Origin of the sequence: Mesorhizobium sp. B2-2-3 (assembly GCF_006442405.1) — a bacterium.
Classification (GTDB): Bacteria; Pseudomonadota; Alphaproteobacteria; order Rhizobiales; family Rhizobiaceae; genus Mesorhizobium.
Window position 1 is genome coordinate 1 of record NZ_VFWC01000021.1, and the last position, 20,264, is coordinate 20,264.

At 60.4% G+C, this 20,264-nt stretch carries 38 protein-coding genes; 18 read left to right on the forward strand and 20 right to left on the reverse strand.

All coding sequences use genetic code 11. The features are described 5' to 3' along the window. Positions 1 to 175: 175 nt before the first annotated feature. From FJ951_RS26830 to FJ951_RS26915, 18 genes are all read right to left on the reverse strand, one after another. Complete coding sequence (locus FJ951_RS26830) at positions 176 to 1,291, reverse strand: tyrosine-type recombinase/integrase (RefSeq protein WP_140518107.1); 1,116 nt, start codon at positions 1,289 to 1,291, stop codon at positions 176 to 178. A 456-nt stretch (positions 1,292 to 1,747) separates the two neighbouring features. Further along, positions 1,748 to 2,110, reverse strand: coding sequence for a hypothetical protein (locus FJ951_RS26840; protein WP_140518108.1), 363 nt, complete (start codon positions 2,108 to 2,110; stop codon positions 1,748 to 1,750). Between the two features lie 226 nt (positions 2,111 to 2,336). After that, entirely contained in the window at positions 2,337 to 2,825 is a 489-nt protein-coding gene (locus tag FJ951_RS26845) for a hypothetical protein (protein WP_140518109.1), read from the reverse strand. Continuing rightward, on the reverse strand, positions 2,822 to 3,328 hold the full coding sequence (locus FJ951_RS26850) for a hypothetical protein (RefSeq protein WP_140518110.1): 507 nt from the start codon (positions 3,326 to 3,328) through the stop codon (positions 2,822 to 2,824). Before FJ951_RS26850 ends, FJ951_RS26845 begins: the two co-directional genes overlap by 4 nt. Then, positions 3,325 to 3,744 carry a hypothetical protein gene (locus FJ951_RS26855; protein WP_140518111.1) on the reverse strand — a complete coding sequence of 140 codons (420 nt, stop codon included), beginning with the start codon at positions 3,742 to 3,744 and terminating at the stop codon, positions 3,325 to 3,327. Before FJ951_RS26855 ends, FJ951_RS26850 begins: the two co-directional genes overlap by 4 nt. Next, a complete protein-coding gene (locus tag FJ951_RS26860; RefSeq protein ID WP_140518112.1) occupies positions 3,741 to 4,076 on the reverse strand; it encodes a hypothetical protein in 336 nt (111 codons plus the stop codon). Before FJ951_RS26860 ends, FJ951_RS26855 begins: the two co-directional genes overlap by 4 nt. Then, a complete protein-coding gene (locus FJ951_RS28575) occupies positions 4,073 to 4,480 on the reverse strand; it encodes a hypothetical protein (RefSeq protein ID WP_181172290.1) in 408 nt (135 codons plus the stop codon). Before FJ951_RS28575 ends, FJ951_RS26860 begins: the two co-directional genes overlap by 4 nt. Before the next feature lies 1 nt (position 4,481). Further along, positions 4,482 to 4,634, reverse strand: a complete 153-nt coding sequence (locus FJ951_RS28580) for a hypothetical protein (RefSeq protein ID WP_181172291.1) — start codon at positions 4,632 to 4,634, stop codon at positions 4,482 to 4,484. Further along, on the reverse strand, positions 4,631 to 5,050 hold the full coding sequence (locus tag FJ951_RS26870) for a hypothetical protein (RefSeq protein WP_140518113.1): 420 nt from the start codon (positions 5,048 to 5,050) through the stop codon (positions 4,631 to 4,633). Before FJ951_RS26870 ends, FJ951_RS28580 begins: the two co-directional genes overlap by 4 nt. Positions 5,051 to 5,060: 10 nt before the next feature. Next, positions 5,061 to 5,288, reverse strand: coding sequence for a hypothetical protein (locus FJ951_RS26875; protein ID WP_140518114.1), 228 nt, complete (start codon positions 5,286 to 5,288; stop codon positions 5,061 to 5,063). 57 nt (positions 5,289 to 5,345) lie between these two features. Beyond that, positions 5,346 to 6,005 carry a lambda exonuclease family protein gene (locus tag FJ951_RS26880; protein ID WP_140518115.1) on the reverse strand — a complete coding sequence of 220 codons (660 nt, stop codon included), beginning with the start codon at positions 6,003 to 6,005 and terminating at the stop codon, positions 5,346 to 5,348. Further along, positions 6,002 to 6,778 carry an ERF family protein gene (locus tag FJ951_RS26885; RefSeq protein WP_140518116.1) on the reverse strand — a complete coding sequence of 259 codons (777 nt, stop codon included), beginning with the start codon at positions 6,776 to 6,778 and terminating at the stop codon, positions 6,002 to 6,004. The genes FJ951_RS26880 and FJ951_RS26885 overlap by 4 nt, the downstream gene beginning before the upstream one ends. Beyond that, positions 6,775 to 7,005 carry a hypothetical protein gene (locus FJ951_RS28585; RefSeq protein WP_181172292.1) on the reverse strand — a complete coding sequence of 77 codons (231 nt, stop codon included), beginning with the start codon at positions 7,003 to 7,005 and terminating at the stop codon, positions 6,775 to 6,777. Before FJ951_RS28585 ends, FJ951_RS26885 begins: the two co-directional genes overlap by 4 nt. Positions 7,006 to 7,105: 100 nt before the next feature. Beyond that, positions 7,106 to 7,381 (reverse strand): hypothetical protein, encoded by a 276-nt coding sequence (locus FJ951_RS26895; protein WP_140518117.1) that lies wholly within the window; start codon positions 7,379 to 7,381, stop codon positions 7,106 to 7,108. A 229-nt stretch (positions 7,382 to 7,610) separates the two neighbouring features. Further along, entirely contained in the window at positions 7,611 to 7,988 is a 378-nt protein-coding gene (locus FJ951_RS26900; RefSeq protein ID WP_140518118.1) for a hypothetical protein, read from the reverse strand. After that, complete coding sequence (locus tag FJ951_RS26905) at positions 7,952 to 8,143, reverse strand: hypothetical protein (RefSeq protein ID WP_140518119.1); 192 nt, start codon at positions 8,141 to 8,143, stop codon at positions 7,952 to 7,954. Before FJ951_RS26905 ends, FJ951_RS26900 begins: the two co-directional genes overlap by 37 nt. A 173-nt stretch (positions 8,144 to 8,316) precedes the next feature. Next, the gene (locus FJ951_RS26910; protein WP_140518120.1) at positions 8,317 to 8,751 is read right to left on the reverse strand and encodes a type II toxin-antitoxin system HicB family antitoxin; all 435 of its coding nucleotides are present in this window, start codon (positions 8,749 to 8,751) and stop codon (positions 8,317 to 8,319) included. A 13-nt stretch (positions 8,752 to 8,764) separates the two neighbouring features. Continuing rightward, positions 8,765 to 8,953 (reverse strand): type II toxin-antitoxin system HicA family toxin, encoded by a 189-nt coding sequence (locus FJ951_RS26915; protein WP_140518121.1) that lies wholly within the window; start codon positions 8,951 to 8,953, stop codon positions 8,765 to 8,767. Between FJ951_RS26915 and FJ951_RS28590 the strand changes: the two genes are divergently transcribed. The 6 genes from FJ951_RS28590 to FJ951_RS28595 all read left to right on the forward strand — a co-directional run bounded on the left by FJ951_RS28590 (position 8,876) and on the right by FJ951_RS28595 (position 11,436). After that, on the forward strand, positions 8,876 to 9,040 hold the full coding sequence (locus tag FJ951_RS28590; protein WP_181172298.1) for a hypothetical protein: 165 nt from the start codon (positions 8,876 to 8,878) through the stop codon (positions 9,038 to 9,040). The genes FJ951_RS26915 and FJ951_RS28590 overlap by 78 nt on opposite strands. A gap of 240 nt (positions 9,041 to 9,280) precedes the next feature. Then, a complete protein-coding gene (locus FJ951_RS26920) occupies positions 9,281 to 9,523 on the forward strand; it encodes a hypothetical protein (protein WP_140518122.1) in 243 nt (80 codons plus the stop codon). Between the two features lie 26 nt (positions 9,524 to 9,549). Then, positions 9,550 to 9,780, forward strand: a complete 231-nt coding sequence (locus FJ951_RS26925) for a hypothetical protein (protein ID WP_140518123.1) — start codon at positions 9,550 to 9,552, stop codon at positions 9,778 to 9,780. A gap of 422 nt (positions 9,781 to 10,202) precedes the next feature. Then, positions 10,203 to 10,394, forward strand: a complete 192-nt coding sequence (locus FJ951_RS26930; protein WP_140518124.1) for a hypothetical protein — start codon at positions 10,203 to 10,205, stop codon at positions 10,392 to 10,394. Further along, complete coding sequence (locus FJ951_RS26935) at positions 10,391 to 11,302, forward strand: GapR family DNA-binding domain-containing protein (RefSeq protein ID WP_140518125.1); 912 nt, start codon at positions 10,391 to 10,393, stop codon at positions 11,300 to 11,302. The genes FJ951_RS26930 and FJ951_RS26935 overlap by 4 nt, the downstream gene beginning before the upstream one ends. Continuing rightward, on the forward strand, positions 11,299 to 11,436 hold the full coding sequence (locus FJ951_RS28595; RefSeq protein WP_181172293.1) for a hypothetical protein: 138 nt from the start codon (positions 11,299 to 11,301) through the stop codon (positions 11,434 to 11,436). Before FJ951_RS26935 ends, FJ951_RS28595 begins: the two co-directional genes overlap by 4 nt. Before the next feature lie 5 nt (positions 11,437 to 11,441). Here the strand turns inward: FJ951_RS28595 and FJ951_RS26940 are convergent, their stop codons facing one another. After that, positions 11,442 to 11,702 carry a hypothetical protein gene (locus tag FJ951_RS26940; protein WP_140518126.1) on the reverse strand — a complete coding sequence of 87 codons (261 nt, stop codon included), beginning with the start codon at positions 11,700 to 11,702 and terminating at the stop codon, positions 11,442 to 11,444. Positions 11,703 to 11,730: 28 nt separating this feature from the next. Here FJ951_RS26940 and FJ951_RS26945 point away from each other — a divergent pair, with 28 nt between their 5' ends. The 12 genes from FJ951_RS26945 to FJ951_RS27000 are packed head-to-tail and all read left to right on the forward strand — an operon-like array spanning position 11,731 to position 19,697. Then, the gene (locus tag FJ951_RS26945) at positions 11,731 to 12,111 is read left to right on the forward strand and encodes a hypothetical protein (protein WP_140518127.1); all 381 of its coding nucleotides are present in this window, start codon (positions 11,731 to 11,733) and stop codon (positions 12,109 to 12,111) included. A gap of 3 nt (positions 12,112 to 12,114) precedes the next feature. After that, positions 12,115 to 12,456 (forward strand): hypothetical protein, encoded by a 342-nt coding sequence (locus tag FJ951_RS26950; RefSeq protein WP_140518128.1) that lies wholly within the window; start codon positions 12,115 to 12,117, stop codon positions 12,454 to 12,456. Between the two features lie 20 nt (positions 12,457 to 12,476). Then, the gene (locus FJ951_RS26955) at positions 12,477 to 12,845 is read left to right on the forward strand and encodes a hypothetical protein (protein ID WP_140518129.1); all 369 of its coding nucleotides are present in this window, start codon (positions 12,477 to 12,479) and stop codon (positions 12,843 to 12,845) included. Beyond that, positions 12,842 to 13,954, forward strand: coding sequence for a DNA polymerase III subunit beta (dnaN, locus tag FJ951_RS26960; RefSeq protein WP_140518130.1), 1,113 nt, complete (start codon positions 12,842 to 12,844; stop codon positions 13,952 to 13,954). Before FJ951_RS26955 ends, dnaN begins: the two co-directional genes overlap by 4 nt. Further along, a complete protein-coding gene (locus FJ951_RS26965) occupies positions 13,951 to 15,345 on the forward strand; it encodes a DEAD/DEAH box helicase family protein (RefSeq protein ID WP_140518131.1) in 1,395 nt (464 codons plus the stop codon). The genes dnaN and FJ951_RS26965 overlap by 4 nt, the downstream gene beginning before the upstream one ends. After that, positions 15,342 to 16,211, forward strand: a complete 870-nt coding sequence (locus tag FJ951_RS26970) for a site-specific DNA-methyltransferase (RefSeq protein WP_210239754.1) — start codon at positions 15,342 to 15,344, stop codon at positions 16,209 to 16,211. The genes FJ951_RS26965 and FJ951_RS26970 overlap by 4 nt, the downstream gene beginning before the upstream one ends. Continuing rightward, entirely contained in the window at positions 16,208 to 16,933 is a 726-nt protein-coding gene (locus FJ951_RS26975) for a GcrA cell cycle regulator (protein ID WP_140518133.1), read from the forward strand. Before FJ951_RS26970 ends, FJ951_RS26975 begins: the two co-directional genes overlap by 4 nt. Continuing rightward, positions 16,933 to 17,757, forward strand: a complete 825-nt coding sequence (locus FJ951_RS26980; RefSeq protein WP_140518134.1) for a hypothetical protein — start codon at positions 16,933 to 16,935, stop codon at positions 17,755 to 17,757. The genes FJ951_RS26975 and FJ951_RS26980 overlap by 1 nt, the downstream gene beginning before the upstream one ends. Next, positions 17,754 to 17,945: a hypothetical protein gene (locus FJ951_RS26985; protein ID WP_140518135.1), complete on the forward strand. Its 192-nt coding sequence runs from the start codon at positions 17,754 to 17,756 to the stop codon at positions 17,943 to 17,945. The genes FJ951_RS26980 and FJ951_RS26985 overlap by 4 nt, the downstream gene beginning before the upstream one ends. Beyond that, positions 17,942 to 18,433, forward strand: coding sequence for a YdaU family protein (locus FJ951_RS26990; RefSeq protein WP_140518136.1), 492 nt, complete (start codon positions 17,942 to 17,944; stop codon positions 18,431 to 18,433). Before FJ951_RS26985 ends, FJ951_RS26990 begins: the two co-directional genes overlap by 4 nt. Then, positions 18,418 to 19,053: a hypothetical protein gene (locus FJ951_RS26995; protein WP_181172294.1), complete on the forward strand. Its 636-nt coding sequence runs from the start codon at positions 18,418 to 18,420 to the stop codon at positions 19,051 to 19,053. The genes FJ951_RS26990 and FJ951_RS26995 overlap by 16 nt, the downstream gene beginning before the upstream one ends. Next, on the forward strand, positions 19,050 to 19,697 hold the full coding sequence (locus FJ951_RS27000; protein ID WP_140518138.1) for a transcription termination/antitermination NusG family protein: 648 nt from the start codon (positions 19,050 to 19,052) through the stop codon (positions 19,695 to 19,697). Before FJ951_RS26995 ends, FJ951_RS27000 begins: the two co-directional genes overlap by 4 nt. A gap of 6 nt (positions 19,698 to 19,703) precedes the next feature. Here the strand turns inward: FJ951_RS27000 and FJ951_RS27005 are convergent, their stop codons facing one another. Next, the gene (locus FJ951_RS27005; RefSeq protein WP_140518139.1) at positions 19,704 to 20,213 is read right to left on the reverse strand and encodes a hypothetical protein; all 510 of its coding nucleotides are present in this window, start codon (positions 20,211 to 20,213) and stop codon (positions 19,704 to 19,706) included. Positions 20,214 to 20,264 lie beyond the last annotated feature (51 nt).

The window sequence follows — 20,264 nt, forward strand, 5'->3', positions numbered from 1 at the left end:
CTGGTCGGAGTGGCAGGATTTGAACCTGCGACCCCCTCGTCCCGAACGGCGTAGGCTCCCAAAAAGCTCAACGGATTCAACGAAACTCATCGCAGCCGATCTAGCTCTGTTCCGCCCATGTTCCGCGAAACGTTGCGGTTTCATTGCGGAAACCGGGTTTGTTCCAGCGGCGGTGTCAGTAGGCATCGGCCGCCGATTTCTGAAAGTCAGGATCATTGTGCAGATAGGTGCGCTCGTACTCCTCCGCCGTCAGCCCGAGTGAGGCGGCGGCTTCATTCGGCGGCACATTGGCCTGCGCAAGCCACGTACCGCGCGTGTGGCGCAAGACGTGCGGCGTGACGGTCGTCGGCAACTGCGCGGCCGCTATGGCACTCCTGAATGCCTTGTTTGGCTTCGTCACCTGGCTGCCGAGGTAGTTGACGATGTAGCGCAGTCCGACCTTCTCGTCGCTCCACCCATCCAGCCGGCGCCAGCGCTTCAGATGCGCTATCAGGCGGCGGGCGATCTTCACAGGCGGCTTGCGCTTGTTATGCGCCACGCGCTCGCCCTCAGCGCGGCGGAAGATGACGCCCCGATCGAGATCGGCCCATCCACCTGTGGTGTTCCGGATCCACTGCAAGGACAGGATCGCGCCTGGCCGCGTGCCGGTATAGAGGCCGATCAGGATCAGCCGGGCGAGGTGAGCGCGCTTCTGGTCCCGCCGGCGCAGCCAATAGGCATTGTCGCCCGTTCCCTGCTTCTCCCAGCCCAGCGCAGCCCACAAGAGTTCTGCCGCCTGCGATCGGGTCAGGTAGACCTCGCGCGGCGTGCCCTTGTCCGGCAGCGTGAAGGCAGGGACAACGTCCAGCCCGTATTCCTTGTGATAGTGGCGGACCGCCGCACGCATGACTTCGAGGTCGCGTCTCGCCCCAGATCGGGTGCCGCGGTGAGTTTCGAATTCCCGGCAGAGCTTGCCCTTGACCTCGGAAACGGTCTTGTCGCCGAAGAAGTCGTTCAGCCGGCCGATGGTCTGTTGCGTCTCTTTTGGCCTTGCCGAGGCGGCGGACTTCTCATCCAGGTAGACCGTCAGCACCGCGCCAAGGGTTATTTCTGAAGCTCGGCCGCCCTTGGGCGCCTCGTATTTGCTGGCGAGGTAATCGTTGAGGGCCTGCCCAGCTTCTGCAACCTGATGCGCAAGGCATCCTGTGCGGTGATGGGTAGTTCCGTCGAGGATGACCCAGGTGGAGCGCTGCTTGTCTCCGTCCTTTTCGGTTCGAAGCCAGAGGCGGGGCGGCTTGCGGGCACGCGGCATTTTTCCTTCATCTCCTCGATAGCTCTCCGGGTCACGAAGTCCTTGCGGGCAATCTGGGTGATCACCAGGCGGCCCTTTGCCGCCTCAGTCCGCAATGCCGACGGCGAGAGACGGCCACCGAAGAACAGCCGGCAGGCTTCCGCAAGGGTCACAGGCTCATCGTCCCCGATATCCACTGGTGCCGACAGCGCCCGCGTCATGGCTTCCCCTCGTATGGGGGAAGGGCGGTAGGCGCCGGAACATCAACTCGATAGGCGACGATATCACCACCTGAGCCGGTATGGTGCCAGTTATAGCGGCTGGCGGGGCGTGACTTCCGCGCCAAGGTGTACATGTACCGGAAACGCACCATGACGATCGTGCGCCAGCCAACCGGGCATTCGCCACCTTCCCAGGGAATCCATTCGCCGGTCGCGTCTGTCCCACTCTTCACCGCCTTGCTATGGGAGGGGTGGGTCATGGGCGCAACTCGAATGAGCCGGCATTGGTAAGCTCGCTGTCCGCGAAGAAGGTTCGAGCGTGCCGGATCGCCTCGACCGGGGCAAGCTTGTCAAAGCCAGCCTTCGCAAACGGCGCCAGCGCTCCCCTAAGCCGAAGGTTATCGACTTCGGCTGACGTGGCGCGGTCACGCAAGCCTTGGATGACGGCCTGCATGTCGCGAGCCGCTTTGTCCTCTTCATCCTGAAGCCGCTCCAGTTCTGCCCTTATCTCCGATATGGCGGCATCCTTGGAAGCAAGCGCGGCTTCGAAGTTGGCGGCGATCTTCAGCCACGCTTCATAGTTCGGTGCTGTGTCTTTTGGCCATTCGACGCTGATCATGGCTCTCTCCCGGAAGAGAGGGAAAGACGGCCGGCTGGCGTGATGACGTAAAGGCCATCATACGCTGGATCGCCCCAGCTGGTGAGACGACCCTCCACGGCGACAAAATCAGCCATTCGCAGTTCATGCATCATGCTGGAGCGAGGGTAGCCTAAGTCGTGTCTCCCAGCCTTGCCACCGTGCTTGACGAGGCATTGCAGCACACGTTTCCTTGCGGGTGTCAGCTTCATGCCTTCTCTCCTTGCTGGGAGGAAGCGAGGGCCGCAGCAAGCGCGGCTGGAACCTTCAGGAAAGCCTCGAACTCGGCGAGGTCGATCAGGTTAAGCGCCGGATGCCGCTTGACGAACTCCCGCGCTGCGTCGATCTGATCATGCAGCGCCTTCACCGCCAGTTCTCCAGCAGCGGGGGTGGAAAGGGCTGCGTCGAGGATGGCGACCATCTTGCGCAGCCCATCGGATTTATGCCCGACAGATGCTATGCGCCCGTCGTCGTGGTACTCGACTTCGAACATTGACCGGATGGTTCGCAGAATCGCGCTGGCCTCTCCCTCCCCTGGAGCGGGTAGCGGGGATAGGGATGCGAGGGCGGTATCCGCTATGCTGAGGGCTTCTTCAAGTGTGTCATAAACGTCCGCATCTTCTGCGTAACGGAGAGAGGCAATTCTGCGTAGCGCCTCTGTCACGCCCTTGGTGGTGGGTAGGGATGTGGGGGTCATGCTGCACCTTTGAAGAGGGGGAGGATCGGTAGCGCCATCGGGCCAGCCGCAATGGCTTCAGGCATATCAGCAGGAAGAAGTTGGAAGGCATGGAGGCCGCCGGCTGTGAAGCCAACGTGCTTGAACCCAGCCTTGCGGTAGCAGCGGCCCGGATCGCGCTTCTTGCGGGTTTTCTTGGCGTCAACGAAGGGGGTGAGGCCCAGCGGTGGAACGTCAGGCCAGATGGCGCGCGTGGCGGCAACAGCTGCTAGGATGAGTTCGCTTGACAGGCCCGCACCCTCATTGCGGAACAGGCTATTGACCCATGCGCCCGCCCATGCGTGCTTGACGTACTGGGCGAAAGGCCAGGACGTGACCCAAAGCGCGCGGTCGCATGCCGACCGGAACACAACGCAGCGGCCGGGCGGCACGAATTGAGGCGAGCCAATTTTCTGCCGGTTGTAGTGCCGATCAGCTATCGAGACTGACGCCGGGTCCGCGCGGTGCGAAAGCAGCCAGTTCACGGCGCCTTCTCCTCGGTATCGGGTAGAGGTGGAGAGGCGAAGAGGGGTTCGATGGTGGCGTTGTAATCCGAGGCCAGCCGGTCGATTTCGTCCCTGGTCCTGCACAGGAACGCAGTGCGGCCATCGATAACTCCACGCCAAGCCACCGGCGTCGCCTCCCCGGTGTTCTTCCTAGCTAGAGAGGCGCGGAGGGCGACGATGATGCTTGCGATGTCTTCACGTACCGCTGGATCGAGCTTCCCCGCTATGAACCATAGTTTGGTCAGCAGGCCTTCTGCTCCCGCTCCATCCAGACAGGGAGAGAGGGCGGCGAGATAGGCAGCGATAGCGGCGGTGTAGGCGTCGTCGCCGTGCACGATGTGCCCCGAGAGTTCTTCGTGGAAGGCTCGGTAGCCTGCTGCGTCAACCCTGGTCATGGCTTGGCTCCGGCGCGGGAGATGGATCCACCGACAGCCCTAAGCGCCTCAAGGAATGCGTCCTTGGCTGGTTTGGGAACGAGAACCGTGAACACGTCGCAATCGCGCTCTCGCCGCCATTTCTTGATCAGCGTTGCGAGGTTGTAGCCGTCACCATTTGTCGGGTCGTCACCGTGACCTTGGAAATGGACGGGGCCGATGTCGTCCGTTTCATACGTCGCCAAAGGGTCAGGTGTATCGAAAAAAAGGTCATGATCCCAATACCAATCGTCGGCTGGGCTGGGCCATGCTTCATCTGTGAATTGCTGGAGTTCGGCGCCGCTGATTTTCATGACTGCTCCTGAAATAGGTTTCGACGGGGAGACGTAGGCAGGGCAGATTTGTCTATCTGCGGGGCCTTGTCGGATTTGGGGAAAGGGGCGCTGTGAATGGTCTGCTTGGGTCTGGCAATGCCGAGATGCTTGGCCTCCCGACGCTTGGCTTGCGCTATCGCCGGCACGTCGACCTCTCGGGTTTTCGGATTATGGCAGCACTCGACGCCCAGAAGCTGGCCGTCATCTGCGGTGAGCTTGCGGCGCTTGTCGATCTGGAGAGCGTCGGCAATGGTGTGGTCGATATGATAAGGTCGCTTGCCGAGTACCAGCCCGCAGCCTTCGCATTGAACGTGGCCATGCGCATTGGTGGCGCGGTGGACGATTTGCGCGTAGACAGCGGTGCTGAATTCGCGGCGGGCCATTTCACCGCGCCTCCGGCTTCACCGCGGCGACGTGCCGGCCGACTGCCTTGACGCGGATCCTGCGCTTGGCGACAATATCGCGGCGAAGCTGTTCCGTCATCTGCTGGCGCTTGCGGTAGTCGGAGAGGTCGGAGAGGTGCTGAGGCGTTTTCATGCAGCCTTCCTCCCGTATTTCGCCTCATATTCCGCCAACGGGTCGTAACCGACCTCTTGCGCCAAAAGCGCCATCGCCCTGGTGAAGTAGGCCGAGAATTCGGGATCGGTCATCTTGTCGTGCGCGGTGCTGTCGCGCATCAAACGGATGTCGCCGGACAGGGAAACGACCTTGACCCAAAAGCCGAGCGTGATGAGCAGGTCCTCATGGAGGTGCTTGTCGGACGGCCAGCGGTCGGTGGCGCGCACGGTCTCACGCAGGACAGCCCAATAGAGGCCGTCACGCTTGCGGTTGCGCGGGAACGACACGCTGACCTTCAAACGCTTGCCGAGAGGCACATCTGCCATTTGATCGGCGTCCATATGCATTTCGGGCGTGATGCCCTTGTCGGTGCGGATGGCGTAGAATTCGATCATCAGAGCGGCCTCAGAACGGGATCGGGTCGAAAACCAGCTTGACGTGCTGGATCTCGGGCAGCGGCGCGCAAACGGCCGCGGTCGACTTCATGACGAAGAACACTTCGCCCGGCGTCAGCCGCGCCAAGCGTTCAGCCTCGGCCAGCGCGGCCGATTTTTGGAAGTGCTGGAACGTCGGTGCATTGCCGCGATCCCGCCAGACCAGCCAGAATGTCGGTCGTTCGATTTTGTCGGTCATCGTCGTTCCTTGAGATGTTCCCGGCGGTACGGAAACACAGCCGCCGGTCGCCGGAGGTCAGCCAGCTAAGACGTTTTGAACCAGTGGATTGTTCAGAGTTTCAGCGCGGCGGCCGTAGTGCCGGACGCGATCGACGAGGGCCGCCAGTTCCGTGTTGAACTGGTCGACGGCCTTCGAAATCTCGGCGATGTAGCCTTCGTCACGGAAGGCGCGCTTGATGAAGACAGGCATGCCGGGCCAGTAGACGACGATGTCGATCCATTCGCGCTCGGCAACCCAAAGCGCGCCCTGGCATTGGGCCTTGTGCTCGGGAGGGAAGTCGCCGCGCTCCCAACATTCGATAACGAGGTCCGGCAGCTTGGTCTTGATCTCGAGCATGCCGTTGGCGCCGACAAGCGAATCCGGCGAGCATCCCTTCTGGCCGTTTCGGATGAACCCGACCTGTTCGGGTAGCGTATCGGTCGCAAAGGCGTAAAGCTCGCGCGCCTCCGGCTCCATTTCGTGGCCGCGATCCATATGGACGTTGGTGAAGCCTTCCATGGGCTTGCCGGTGATGACTTCGCCGGCAAGCTGGCGCATGTATTTTGCGCGGGTCTTGCTGTCGCCGCCGCCGCGGCCCGATGCCATGACGGTGGCGAACATGCTGGCAGTCGGGATGCCGGCGCGGGCGAGGTGCCATTCTTCGGTGTTCTGGGCGCAGTTGATGATCGTAATCATGATGCCGAGCCCTTCACACGGATCTTGGTTTCGAGGCGCTGCTTTTCCCGCGCGAAAAAGCGGGCTTTGAGATGGGTCAAGGCGTCGATCTCCAGCCACTTGCAGTAGTCGGGGACGTTCCAGCCGAGCTCGTCGATCAGGTTCTGCAGCTCGTCGCGCTGCTCGTTGGTGATGGTTGCATCATCGTCGGGGCGGTTGCCGTCCCGGTCATCGCCGGTGCTGATGTTGAACAGCATGCAGAGCAGGTAGCGCCGGCCGTAGGTCGCGGTGCTTCCGAATGCCTGGGTGCCGGTCTTGTTGACCTTGCCTTGCGAGCCGGCGCCATCGACAGGGATTTCGCCGACACCGTTCCGGACGTGGCCTTCCTCGTGGGAGATTTCCCAAAGGATGCGAAGTTCTCCGAGCTGGTTGTACCCGTCGGGCTGGAATGACACAGCGAAGCCATGCTTATGGATGATCGGCATGGCCTGCTGTTCGATGGCAGCGAGGTCGGCATAGGTCGACTTGGTGTGATCGTTCTTCTGGTTCTTGGTGACGACGGGCAGCTCGGCCTGGCACTTCGACATGGCCGCGAAAAACGCCTTCTTTGCCAGACGGTCAGCGGCTTCGAGCGCACGGTCTTCCATGCGCTCCTTCATCGCCAGCATTTCCTTGAGGCGCTCGATAGGGACGGTCGGATCCATGGCGACGCGTTCGATCGCGGCAACCATGCGATCGTCGGGCGATGGTGCGAGATGGGTATCGTCCGTGCGGACGTCGAGAGACGTGCTCATGCAACCTTCCTTTCGTAAGACGGCAGATTTTCCGCTGCCCATTTGTCGTAGAGAGTGAGCCAGCGGCGACGCGCCATGCGCAGGTCGTCGGCGGGCGGGCCGTAGCCGGCATCCTTGTTGTGCTGTGCTTCCTGGATGAGTGCCGCGAGTGCGGTCAGCTGCTCATCGAGCGGCTTGCCGGCGATGACAGCGTCGACGTGCTCGGAGAAGAATGCGGGCGCGGTCATGGCAGCACCAGATCGAGCCGCCCGGCGACGATGCAGACCGAGCAGATGACGAGGCATGCGGTCCAAGGATGACGGACCAGCCAATTGCAGGTGGCATCCATCAGAAGGCCTCCCCGGAACGGTCTTCGAAATCGAAGAAGGCGAGGCAGGCGGCCGGCGCCGCGCTTTCGCGTGGCCGGCGCCCTTCAATCAGGCCGACCAGCTTGTCGAGCCGTTCGCTTGGGAGCTTGAGAACGAAGGTGCCGAAATCGCTGTTGAAGCGGCGCCAGTCCGTCCCGCCATTGGTGCCGGGATTGATTACGCCGGCCTGCTCGAGGTCGGACAGGTCGAGATTGTGGATGATGACGAAGACTTCGCGGAAGCTGAGCGAGTTCACCGGGCGGCCCTCCAATGCGAGGGGCCAAGGCCGCCATGCTCCGACCAAGTGAAAGTTCCGTCCGGCGCAACCCATAACCCGCTGCATCCAGGCGCGAACAAGTCGTTTGTTGCCTCCGGATTCCAACGGACGGGAAAGGCGCCGACATCATCGTGGGCGACGATAATCAGGGTCCCGTCGCGCGGTGCGCTTGAAATCGGGGCGTAGCGGTCGTCAATGATGCTGGACATCACGCCACCGCTTTGAATTCGATGCCGAACCTGCCGGCGATGACCGCATCCAAATCGGCAAGGAAGGCGACACGCCGCGCATGCTGCTCTTCGCTGATCCAAGTCTTGCGATTGGCGACCCACTGGCGCATCGCCCAAGCCGCGCCGCCGACGGTCGCGTTGGTGCCCGAGCCGAACTCGCGGCAGACCTGCTTGAAACCGTCGACGTCGGTATCGCCGCGCTCGTGCTTCATCGCGATCACGTCACGGAGGAATTCAGCCTTAGTCTGAAGGAGCAGGCCGGGCTTGGGCGACAAAGCCGAAATCAGGCCGTCGCGGGTAAGGTCGAGGGAGTGGGTGTTCATGCCGACACCGCAAACTTGGCGCGCATTGCGCATTGAGCAGCTGCACAGGCGTCGATATCGCCGGCAAGCAAAGCGGCCATGATTGGCGCCGCTGCTGCACGACGGGCTTCAATCTCGGCGCGGAACTGCGCAAGCGTAACAGTGCGCTTGGTCCCGTCGAGCGTGATTTCGTAAGTGGTGGCGTTCATTGCCGTTCCTCATCTGGTATGAGGAGACAATAGGGAATTTCCTATCAAATGTAAATAGGAAAAATCCTAGCAGTAGGATATTTTGATGGTGAGCCCGCCGCGGACGCCGAATCGCGCGCAACAAAAAGCCCGCCGAAGCGGGCTAATCGTAGGAGAGGGTCGCTTGTCTTGCGCTAGGCAGCCTTGGGAAAATCCATATCGAAGCGCAGGGGATGGCCGAGCGCTTTGAATGCCTCTTCAAGCGTATCCAGGCGCGAATTATGGTCGAGCCGGAACAGGCGGTCGACGTGTTCCCGTTTGCAACCTAGTTCCCGCATAAGGTCCGCACGGGTCCACCCCTTATCTTTCAGGATCATGTAGAGCCCCGATTTCAGGAAGACGAGCGCAGGAACTTGAACAAACCGACCTTTGCCGGGCGTATCTTTGAGTGGGAACGGAATATCGTCACCATTGGCGATCCGAGCGGCGATCGCTTCCTCGATTGCGTTGAGCCCGTTCCGACATGCCTGTTCCTGGGTATCGCCAAAGCTTACGACCTCCTCAAATTGAGGTGCCGTTACCATCCAAGTTCCATTGTCGTCGGGCGTGAGAGTGAGTTCATACCACATACAAGAGCCTCCTCTATTTCAGCCCCAAGTCTTTCTTGATCTTCTCGACCAAGCGCGTACCGAGCTCCTTGCCGCCGCCGTGCATAGGCAACTGGGAAACCCTATCTTTGAGACGGACAGTCTGATGACCGCTTCCACCACGATGGGTTTCGAAGGTGCATCCCTGCTTGGCGAGCCAGCGCCGGAGTTCGTTCGCATTCATACAGATAGAGTATTCCACACTTCTGTGGAAGTCAACATAAGTGTGGAGTTTCAACAACTGTCTGAAATCAATGGGAATTATAGCTAGTCGTTGGCGCTATGTTCTAGCGGGTGTAACAGCGGTCTCAATTTCCCGAGCCTTTTCTGCCCGTAAAAGGCCGTCAATCCCAGACCATCAGGAGTCTAGTCGAGCCGCGATCACTCCTGAAGGTACTTGTCAGGAGCCTCGTCAGGCGGAGACCTAGACCGGTAATTGACTCTGCGGCCATAGGAAGACTTTCCTAGCTTCGTTAACAACGAGCGCCAGGGAGGCGACAGGATGAGTGCAATGTACGTCGTTCAATCTTTCATAGCCGGCAAGCGCGGCCAGCTGCAGGCCGATAGTCCGATCCAAGCCAACAGCACCAGCCATGCTCGAGGCCTGGCTCAGCGTCTGGCTGTCAGGAAGGCGCTGGTGGTCGCCTTCCAGCGGGAAGGCGATCCAAAAACCGGGGAATGGGAAGACGCCAAGCTGATCGATGCCTTCGGGGATGTGCCGGACGAAATCAAGGAAATGGAACGCGTCCAGTAGCCAGCCGAATCGGAGGGGCCTCGATCATGATCAAAGTGAAGCCGCGCTACAAAAGTCGGAACGAACAGATCGTTGCAAATCTTCGTGCGCTGGCTGGCGCGTCGGCGCCCATCGATCCGGAGATGTTGGTGAAGCGGAAAGCAGCCGAAATTGCTATCGCGATGGCGCTTTTACACGGGGGCGACTGGATGACCCATGTGGATCACGATGCTGGTGTTGTGTTCGTGACGCGTCGGCCTTGGGTAGAACCGACTTGATTGTCGAGAGGATCGCCGGGATTGAACTTGGTGGTAGGCCGTCAATGCGCTGTAACAGTTCGATGATCTCGTCATCGCTTCTCGCAAGTTGGGGTTGCCTTCCGACATGCGTTTTGGGACCATCTCGCGTCGCCTGGTCCAGCTTCTCCCTTATCTGCGCCACCAAATGGGAATGCATGATCCGCGGGGATTGCTTCGTGACGAATTGCTGCACGTAAGTCGGGTTTTTGCCCAGCGCTTGTGACAGCGCCTTGTAGTCGATCAACCTCGCATGTTGCGCTCGCTCAAGGTCGTCGCGCAGCCGGTTCATTTCAGCGATGAGCATTTCGGTATCCATGCCCGAACGGTGGCAGGGCGGCTTCCTATCGTCCAATAGGAAAAATCCTCTTGCATGATAGGAAAAAACCTATTACACATGAGGCATGACCGATCTTGAGCGCTTCCAGCAAATCGTTGAGCAGTTCATTGCCGACAGGGCGATGAGCCCAACCGAATTCGGCAAGCAGTTTGCCGGTGATCCGCTGTTCGTCTTCCAGCTTCGGAAGGGCAGGGAGCCGCGCACCGCGACCCGCCAGCGTGTTCTCGCGGCCATCCAAGGCGAGCGCGCAGCATGACCGACACCACCGAAACCAGCCAGACTGTTGCCGCCGGCCAGCTGCGCGCGTTCGTCGATCGCATCCTTCGTTTGAAGGAAGAGCAGGACACGATCGGCGGCGACATCAAGGAAGTCTATGCCGAATTGAAGGGCTGCGGCTTCGACCGCACCGCCGTCGGCGCGTTGGTGACCGAGCTTCGCAAGAAGGCCAAGACTGGCATCCAGGAATTCGAGGAGCGCAACAGCATCCTCGACCTGTATCGCCTCGCTTACGAGGATGCTTGCAAGCCACAGGCGCATGCCCGTGCGCGCACACGAGAAAACATTAAAGAATTTCCGGCCGGCAAGCGCGCCGACGGTTGCACCAAGATCGCGATGAAGCATGAAAACATCGCGACCGACCTTCCGCCGCACGACGCCGAAACCGGCGAGATCATCGAACAGAATTCGTCCGATCTGACCTCCTCCCCAGAAACGACGGATACGGCCGGGGCGGAACCTCCTCCCTCCGCTCCGGCCACCAATTCCAGCTCTGTTGCAGTGCCCGCACCCCAAGCCCAACCTGCAACAAAGGAGGCCGGCGTCGATCCCCTCGCGGCGCCGGCCAATCATTCTGAGATACCTGACCGCGCTACTCCAGGGGATGCCGGCCATCCCAGCAAACCAAGCCCGGAAGTCGCCCGTGCAAAAAACGACGATCCTCATCAGTTCGTTGTCGGTCAGGGTGCCATAGGCCAGGGCAATTCCGGGCGAGCCGTCACCATTTCCGATGCCGATGTCCCGGCATTCCTCAAAAAGGCACCATCGCCAGCACTCAATCCCGATTGCCAGAAGCCGCAGTCCTGCCGGTGGTCGCATAGCCAAGCTTCCTGCGCGAAATGCGCCAATGACGCCGCCATAGCTCGGCAGCGGGGGAGGGCAGCATGAGCGCCATCTGGACCCATGACGGAACAGTCATCGTGTTCGATCCGGAAATCGGCACTGTCTCGGCGCCAAGCGAAACCGCCGCACGCCGTGAGGTCGAGCGCCGCAAGGCCATGAAGCGGGAGCGGCGCGCGTGATCTCCTCAACCCAATCCGCTGCCGCAACTGTCCTCTCTGTCGGCATCGGCAGACTGCGGACGGCGATCGAGGCTACCCGAACCCAAAAGCCTCTCGCCGTCCGCATTTTCAGCCGGGGACAACGGCTGATCCTGAATTTGTTCCGGCCCTTGAAGGCGTCCGGAAGCCCTTCGTTTCGCTCGCTCGTCCATGACGCCAATCAACCGACGCGCGGCTTCTTCCATGGTCTCAAGTTCTCGCCAATCCCTTCTGTTGCTGCTGCTCATGAAAGCAACATAGCAAAGGGTTCATGTCATGGGCGACAAGTCGCGTGTAAAGGGTAACAAGATGTCTGTGATCGAAATCAACGATCCGATGTTTGCAGGCAGAAGCGCCAAGAGAATGGCGACGGACCTGCTGGGGAAATACCACCGTGGTCCCGGCGATAACATAGAAACGGCAGCATATCGCATCCAATCGGAATGCGGAGTGGATGCCGACGTGATCTTACAGGGGTGGAATAGACCGGCGCGGGGGATGCTCACTCATAGATGGCTTCCCCTGTTCCAAGCCTGGGTTGCGGCCGGGTTCGCCAAGGCTGACGCAGCATACGACGAGGAAAGGGCGCGCCATGAAGATAGTTCGGCGCTGGTTAGGCTGGCTGATCTTGTGGCTGGCAAGAAAGCTGAAAGGTGAACGATGAACGCAATGACCAAGAGCCTTGCCGAAGCGGTCGAAGCCGACCTTGCTAACGTCTTCCCGCTCAAGCTCGCGCCTCGGCCCAACGCTGAAAAGCTGGCCGATCTCCACCGCAGGGAAGCGGCCGCCTGTTTGCAGCGCGTCGCGGAGGCCAAGCGCGCGCTGAAGGCTGATCTCGCTGCATTCGCCGCCGCTCGGAAGGCCGAGAAGGCTCGGCATGAAGCCGAAATGACCGCCTTGGCTGAAGGAGAGGCTTTCGCTCGGCAACGCACAGCCGAGGCCATATCCGACGACGAAAAGCTCAAGGCCTACAACCGCGCCGCGCTCGACGCTCTCGCCTGAAAATCTCAATCAAGGGGTCAATGAAGATGGACGTGCAGTCTCCCGATATTTTCGACCGCATGGCTAGCCTTGTCGAGGAAGACAAGACCGAATTTCTCGCGGCGATCAAAGAGCACAACGTTTGGAATGATGTCCGCAAAATGGCGATCGATGACGCGATCGACCTCCAGGAGGTTGTCGCCAAAGATGATCACGACGACGCGATCGCCAATCTCGAAAAGGAGATCGCGCAAGCGCCTGATTTCACCGACGATGCCGACCGTCTGCATGATGCGATTTGTGAGGGTAGCAGGCAGGATGCAGTCGATATCCTGAATGACATCACCAACGGCCGGCTTCGCTCCGTTCGCGAGCAGCGCAACCTCTTTCCCGATCGGGTGCCGGCATGAAATTTACCGCCGAACGTGAAACCATCCTCGCCGCGCTGACCTTCGTCGGCAAATACGCGGCATCCGACAACAAGATCCCGATCATCGCCGATGTGTTGATCAAGGCGAAGGGTAGCCAGGTCTATTTCGTCGCGACCGATCTCGAGCAAGCCGCCGCGGATTCGTGCCCTGCCGAAGTGCAGGAGCCGGGCGCGCTGTGCCTGCCGGCCTCGCTGCTCCTCAAGGCAATCAAGAGTTCGTCGGGCGAGGTCAGCGTCTCAGCTGACGATCGGCAGGCGACCGTCACCATCGGCAAGTCCAAGTTCAAGATGCCGGTCCTGCCAGCGGCCGACTTCCCTAAAATGCCGATGCTCACCAAGGACGGTGACTGTGCGTTTGCGGTCGACGGCGCCGTCTTGACCAGGATCGGCAAGGCCGTCGCGTTCTCGGCCGAACCGCCCAATGGCCGCTATTTCCTCATCGGCGTGTCATGGCGTGTCCATGAAGGTCAGCTGGAGTTCTGCGCGACCGATGGCAAGAAACTGTCGCTGATGTCGGTCGATGCACCGTATGCGGCCGCGGCGATGCCATCTGTCATCGTTCCCATCATCGACACGCCGTCGTGGTCTGGTCCGGTCAATGTGGATGCGTCCGAGGCCTTCGTGCGCTTCCAGTCCGGGAACCAGACCCTGGCATCGAAACTGATCGAAGGCACCTATCCTGACTATCATCGCCTGATCCCGAAGAACTCTACTTCGATCATCCTTGACCGGCAGGAACTGTTGGCCTCGCTGGGGCGCGTTGCGCTCGTCGCGGATGCCAAGGAACATTCGATCCTGTTCGTCGGCAGGGACGGCAAGATCACGTTGTCATCTGTGACCGCGACCGGCGAGGCGGTCGATGAGATCGCCTATCACGGCGACGATTTCCAGATCGCTATCGTCCATCACGTCGCGGTTCCGATCCTGTCCAGCTTCGACTGCGAGACCATCGAACTCCGGTACGCAGACCACCAGACCGGCATCACGATCCACGATCCGAACGATGCTTCCAGGGTCACGTTTGCGATGCCCTATCGCGATAGCCGTCTCGCCGAATTCATCCCTGCCTATAAGGAGGCAGCGGAATGACGATCGCGGCATATTCCGATTTTCTCGCGAGCAAGGTTCGCATGGTTTCGGATCGAGGGTTGGCTTCGACGCCGGATCTTTCCGAGCACCTGTTCCCATTCCAGCGCTCATGCGTCGAGCATCATCTGCGTGCCGGCGCGGCTGGCTGCTTCCTCGATACGGGGCTCGGCAAAACCGAAGTTCAGCTCGAGTTCTGTCAGCGCGCCATGGAAGCGACCAACCTCACGGCGATCATGTGGACGCCGCTGGCTGTGGCCGGCCAGACCAAGCGCCGCGCTGAAAAGTGGGGCTATGAGGCCTGCATCGTCCGCGATCAGTCCGAAGTCAGGCCCGGCCTGATCAACATCTGCAACTATGACCGGCGCGAGCAGCTGGACACCAGTTCGTTCGGCATCGTCTCCTGCGACGAAGCTTCGATCCTCAAGAGCTTTTCCGGTGTCATCAGGCGAGACCTGACCGAAGCGCATCGCAATGCGCGGTTCAAGCTCGTTGCCTCGGCCACGCCGGCGCCGAACGATCATATGGAGTTCGGGTCATATGCCGAATTCTGCTCGGTCATGGCCTACAACGAAATGCTGTCACGGTTCTTCATCAACGACACCTCGACCGCATCGCAGCAATGGCGCCTCAAAGGCCACGCCGAGCGCCCATTCTGGGACTGGATGGCATCTTGGGCGAGGATGGCGGAGCGCCCGTCAGACCTCGGTGACGAGGCCAGCGATGCGCGCTACCAGCTGCCGGGATTTGAGATTGTCCGCCACTCTGCCGGGGGCCAGCCCATCAAGGCAGGCGATGGCGACATGTTCGGTGCGTCCTCGCTCTCGGCCACCGGCCTGCACGAGGTCAAGCGCCAGACATGCGAGGCGCGCGCGGAGGTGATCGCCGCCGCCGTGGCCGCCGAGCCGGACGAGCCTTGGGTGATCTGGTGCGACACGAACTACGAGGCGGATGCGCTCATTGCGGCATTGCCTGATGCCGTCGAGGTTCGCGGCACGCAGTCGATCGAGGAAAAGGAGGAAAAGCTTGAAGGCTTTGCCTCCAGGCAGTTCAAGCACCTGATCGCCAAGCCATCCATGTGCTTCGGGCTGGATTGGCCCTTCTGTGCCCGCATGGCTTTCGCCGGCCGGACCTATTCATACGAGACCTGGTACCAGGCTGTGCGCCGATGCCTCCGGTTCGGTCAGGAGCGCAAGCTCATGGTGCATCTGGCGATTGCCGAAGGTGAGATGGCAACCGGCAGCGTCATTTCCCGGAAATCGGATGACCACTCGAAAATGAAGGTCGCCATGCGCGCAGCGATGCGCCGGGCGCAGGAACAGTCGTGGGCCGTCAAGACGGCCTATCAGCCCAACCACACTGCGAGGCTCGCCCCATGGATATCCGCTGCTTGAATTCGAACGAAGGCGCAAATTGGCAAGCGATCCAGGGCGATTGCGTCGACGTGCTGATGCAGTTGCCCGATGACAGCATCGACTTCAGCGTCTACTCGCCGCCGTTCGGCTCGCTGTTCGTCTACTCGGAATCGGCCGCTGACATGGGCAACTCGACCGATGACGAATTTGCCGAGCACTATGCCTGGCTGGTTCGGGAGAAGTTCCGCGTCACCAAGCCGGGCCGTTTGACGGCCGTTCATTGCTCGGACCTTCCGATGACCAAATGGAAGGATGGCGCGATCGGCATTAAGGATTTCTCGGGTCAAATAATCCAGATCCACGAAGATGCTGGCTGGATTTATCACGGCCGGCGCACGATCCGGAAATCACCCGTGACCGAGATGACGCGCACCAAGCACATCGGCCTGCTCTACAAGCAGTTGCAGAAGGACAGTTCGAAGTCGCGCGGCGGCATGCCCGATTATCTCCTGACCTTCATCAAGCCCGGTGAAAACGCCGAGCCGATCAAGCACACTCCGGAGGATTTCCCGCTCTCGCAATGGCAGGAGTGGGCGGAGCCGGTCTGGATGACGATCAACCAGTCCAATGTTCTGAACGTCGCCATGGCGCGGGAAGGGGCCGACGAACGTCATCTATGTCCGCTCCAGCTCGACGTTATCGAACGCGCGCTCGTCATGTGGAGCAATCCCGGCGACATCGTGCTGTCGCCATTCATGGGCATCGGCTCGGAAGGCGTCATGTCGCTTCGCCTCGGCCGCAAGTTCATCGGGACCGAAACCAAGGAAAGCTATTGGCGCCAGGCCTGTCGGTATTTCGATGCGGAGGACCGCCAATCCGACATGATCGCGAGCGCTGTGGCATGACCAGCTACGCTCAATCGGAAATCGATCAAATTGCCGTCTGGCTCAGAGAAGGCGACTCGGCGTCTCAGGTAGCGAGCAAACTATCATCGGTCCGTAGTCGGTCTGTTTCGCGCAACTCGATCATCGGCATCGTTCACCGCAACAAGACGCTTGCTGCAGTTGGTTTCAGCCGCAGCAATCCATCGCCCGGCTCGGGACAAGGCAGCATCTACACTCCCGCTGAAATCGAACTGGTTGCGAAAGGGCTTGCGGCCAAGAAAAACTATGCGCAGATCGCGCGCCAGTTGGCCGCCAAGAGCGGTAGGGCAATATCGCGCTTCGGCGTGAAAAGCCTTGTGCTGCGCACCCCTGAATTGAAGGAAATCGGTTTCCAGGGGAAGAAGGGGAGGCCTTCCACCAAAGGCAAGGTTTCTCCGGGCCAATTGCCGGGCAAGCTGTTCCTGGCCGTCACCTCGGACCTAGATCGGGAGCCCTCGGCCTTTGATCACTTGACGCGCCCCTCGGCGCGCAGCGTCGGCGCACAGGCGCACTTCGTTGCCACGCGCTTCATTGACTGCCTGTTTGATCGTTGCCGCGCTCCCCTGAGTTCCGATCTTGAGGAAAGGCCCGGCCCAGACATGCTTTGCTGCGGATTCCGCGTGGAACTCGGCAAACCGTATTGCGCCTATCACGACGCTCGCCTGACGAACCGCGAGCATAATTTCCTGGCGGAGGCGGCTTGATGGACTTTTGGCATGACGGTTTGTCCAGGCCGCTGGCTAGCCCCAAGCTGAGGGTATTGAGCTTGGGTGCCGGCGTTCAGTCCACCACCTTGGCCTTGATGGCTGCGCGCGGCGATATCGCGGCTCCTGACTGTGCCATTTTCGCCGACACCGGCGATGAGCCGCAAGCCGTCTATGAGCATCTGGCTTGGCTCTGTTCCGGCGTGCTGCCGTTTCCTGTTCATATTGCCCAATGCGATCGGTCGCTTAGAGCGGCATTGATGGCAGGCGACGAGGACGGCGCACGCATCCCGTGGCACGTTGGCCGCGGCGGCATGGGCGGCCGAAACTGCACCCGCAATTGGAAGATCCGGCCGATACGGCGGAAAATCCGAGAACTGCTTGGCGTCGGGCTTCGTGGCTACGTTGCTCCCGGCGCCGTGGAAAGCTGGGTCGGCATATCCCTCGATGAAATCACGCGCATCAAGCCTAGCGGATGCCTCTTCATCCATAACCGGCATCCGCTGATCGAAGCAAGGATGACCCGGCAGGCCTGTTATAGGTGGCTTGAGGAACGCCAATATCGGATTCCGCCAAAGTCGCGCTGCAAATATTGCCCGTTCCAAGGCAACGAAGGCTGGCGCAGCCTCTGGGAGAACCCCGACGAATGGGCGGAGACCGTCGAGTTGGATGGTTGGCTTAGAGAGCCGGCGCAAATCGCCCGGTTTCACGGTCAGGTATATCTGCACCATAGCCGAGTGCCGCTTGCCGAGGCCAACATCGCGCTTGCTGACACCGGCCCCGATCTGTTCGGCCATGAGTGCGAAGGGATGTGCGGGGTATGACCGATTACGATCCATCCACCGCCGCCTATCTCCGCGACGCCCAAGCGCACGCTGCAATCGTTCTGTGGGCATCTGGTCAGTTCGACACCAAGGACATCGCCGACGCGCTGCGCTGCCGCGAGGATGCCGTTTACCGGACGCTTGCGCTGGCCAAGGAAGGCGCTCGCGCCGACCGGAGGGCTGGGTGAGCAAACGCCTGCCATACATGCCGTTCTGGGTCGATGACTACCAGCGTGACACGCGGCACCTGACCACGGAGGAGCATGGCGCTTATCTGCTGCTGCTCATGGCGGCATGGGCGTCGCCTACCAATTCCCTGCCCGACGATGATGACATGCTGGCCCGTGTGGCAGGCGTGTCGCTTGCCCGCTGGCGCAAGATGAAATCCATCATCATGGCCTTCTGGAGCCTCGACGGCCGCAGCAAAAGGTGGTCGCAAAAACGTCTCAAGAAAGAGAGGCGATTGGCGGTCGATAGAAAAGCGAAAGCAGCCGATGCTGCTGCAAGTCGCTGGAAAGACAAGAAAAAAGGTGATGCTCAGGCGATGCTTGAGCAATGCCATCCTTCCATAACCATCAAAGGAAAACCTAACGGTTTTCTAGAGCGCGCCAGAGCGCCGAAAAAATCCCGTCAGCAAAAAATCGAAGAGGGGTTCCTCAAATGCGTGAACTCGTAGCCACGGACGATTTCAACAAGCTGCCCGAGAAATACCGGGACCGGGCGAGAGCGATCAAAGCTCGTGTCGCCGAGATCGACGGGCTGATGAAACCTTGTGATGCATCCGACACCCGTGCCGCGGTGCTGCGCATGGCCGGCCAGTTCCGGGACCAACCCGAGATCGACCACGCCGAGATGGCCGGCGAGTTCCTGGCAGCGTGTCGGGATCTGCCGACGTGGGCAGTGTCGGAAGCTGCCAGCGACTTCCTCGCCGGCCGCGTCGACAACCACACCGGCCAGTTCATGCCGACCTGTGCCGAGTTCGCAAAGCGGGCGAGGGCGATCATGACGCCATTTCTGTCCGAGCGCGCCGCGCTGCGCACCGAAGCATCGAAGCTGATCGACCGGGCGCGGGAAGACCACAAGCGCCACCTGATCGAAATGGAGCGCCAAGATCCAGCGGTGCGCAAGCGTGTCGCAGCCTTGGCCGAGGCCGCCACAGCTGGCGCTGCGAAGCGCCAGGGCCTGCCTCGCATCGCGATGAACCAAGCCGAGCAGAAGCGCATCGACGCCCTCAAACGGCCACGTCAGGAAATTTCGAAAGTCGAGCAAACCAAAATTGTGAAAGGTCGGTCATGAGCAACACAGCAAAGTGGTTCATCGCCAGGATCGGCCTCGGCGGTGCGAAAACCGCTAAGGATCGCATCGGGACGCCGGAAAATCGGAAGGGTGAGATCGTCGCCGAGCGCTCGATCCGGGATGCTGGCTTCGAATGCTACTACCCGCGCATGCGCAAGGAGATCGTCCACCATCGGACCAACGTGCGCATCGTGCGCCGCTTCCCGCTGTTCACCGGGTACATCTTCGTTGCGTTGCCGTCGGCGAACGGGGAATACCTCAAGGACTGCGACGGGCTCGGCCGCTTGCTCAGCTACAACGGAGAATTCGGCAAGCCCTGGCAGGTCCCGACTGGCGCGGTTGAGGGCTACATGCACGCCGAGGCGGATCTTGAATTCGACGACACCAAGGAATCGAGGATCAAGCGCAGGCTTGAGGGCAAGACCAGGCGCGAAACCATCCAGATGACTTTCCCAGAAGGTCAGGCCATCCGGGTCAAGCAGGACTGGCAGCACACCCACATGCTCGCCGGCTTCCATGGCGAGGTGGTCGGCGTCACAGGCAGGGGGACGGTCAAGAGCATGATCGAAATGTTCGGCCGCCTGGTTGCGGCCGAATTCGACGCCGATGATATTGAGCCTTATCCGGCGCGTGATGCCGCCTAGCTATAGCTAGACACCAGGTTCGAGGTACATCTCTGCATCCCAAATTTGGCTTTTTGCGGCGACACCTTCTAGTTCCTTGAAGGCGTCAACGGCAAATTCATTCTTCTTGGGAGGAATTGCCACCCCTCCCTGCGCCTTGATTGCATCATAGACCTCCTGCGGAGTGTTTTTGACGAACTGCTTTTTGTCGCCGATCATCAAGGCCGAATTTATCTTGCCACTCCAATCGGGTGTCTGCTCGGCCTTCGAAACAAAAACTGGCCCTTTCGCAGTGGCGCCATTGAACCAGACAGGATCTCCGCCTGGTTGCGTCAAGCTGATGAAAGTCTTAACTTCCGCTGCAACAGAATTCGCCACAACAGTCGCGACATCATTGTACAGCTCGTCGCCGTAGACCGCGTCGCTAATACGCGACTTTCCATTTGGGCCGTCATTCAGCGTCGTCTTTCGAACCCTGATTATGTCAGTCGCCTTTATTTGAAATTTCTCGTCGTCATAGCGCGTCAAGTTGATCATTTCGTCCTCCCATCTCCGATCATCTCAGCCAACCAGACAAATCGTGATGCG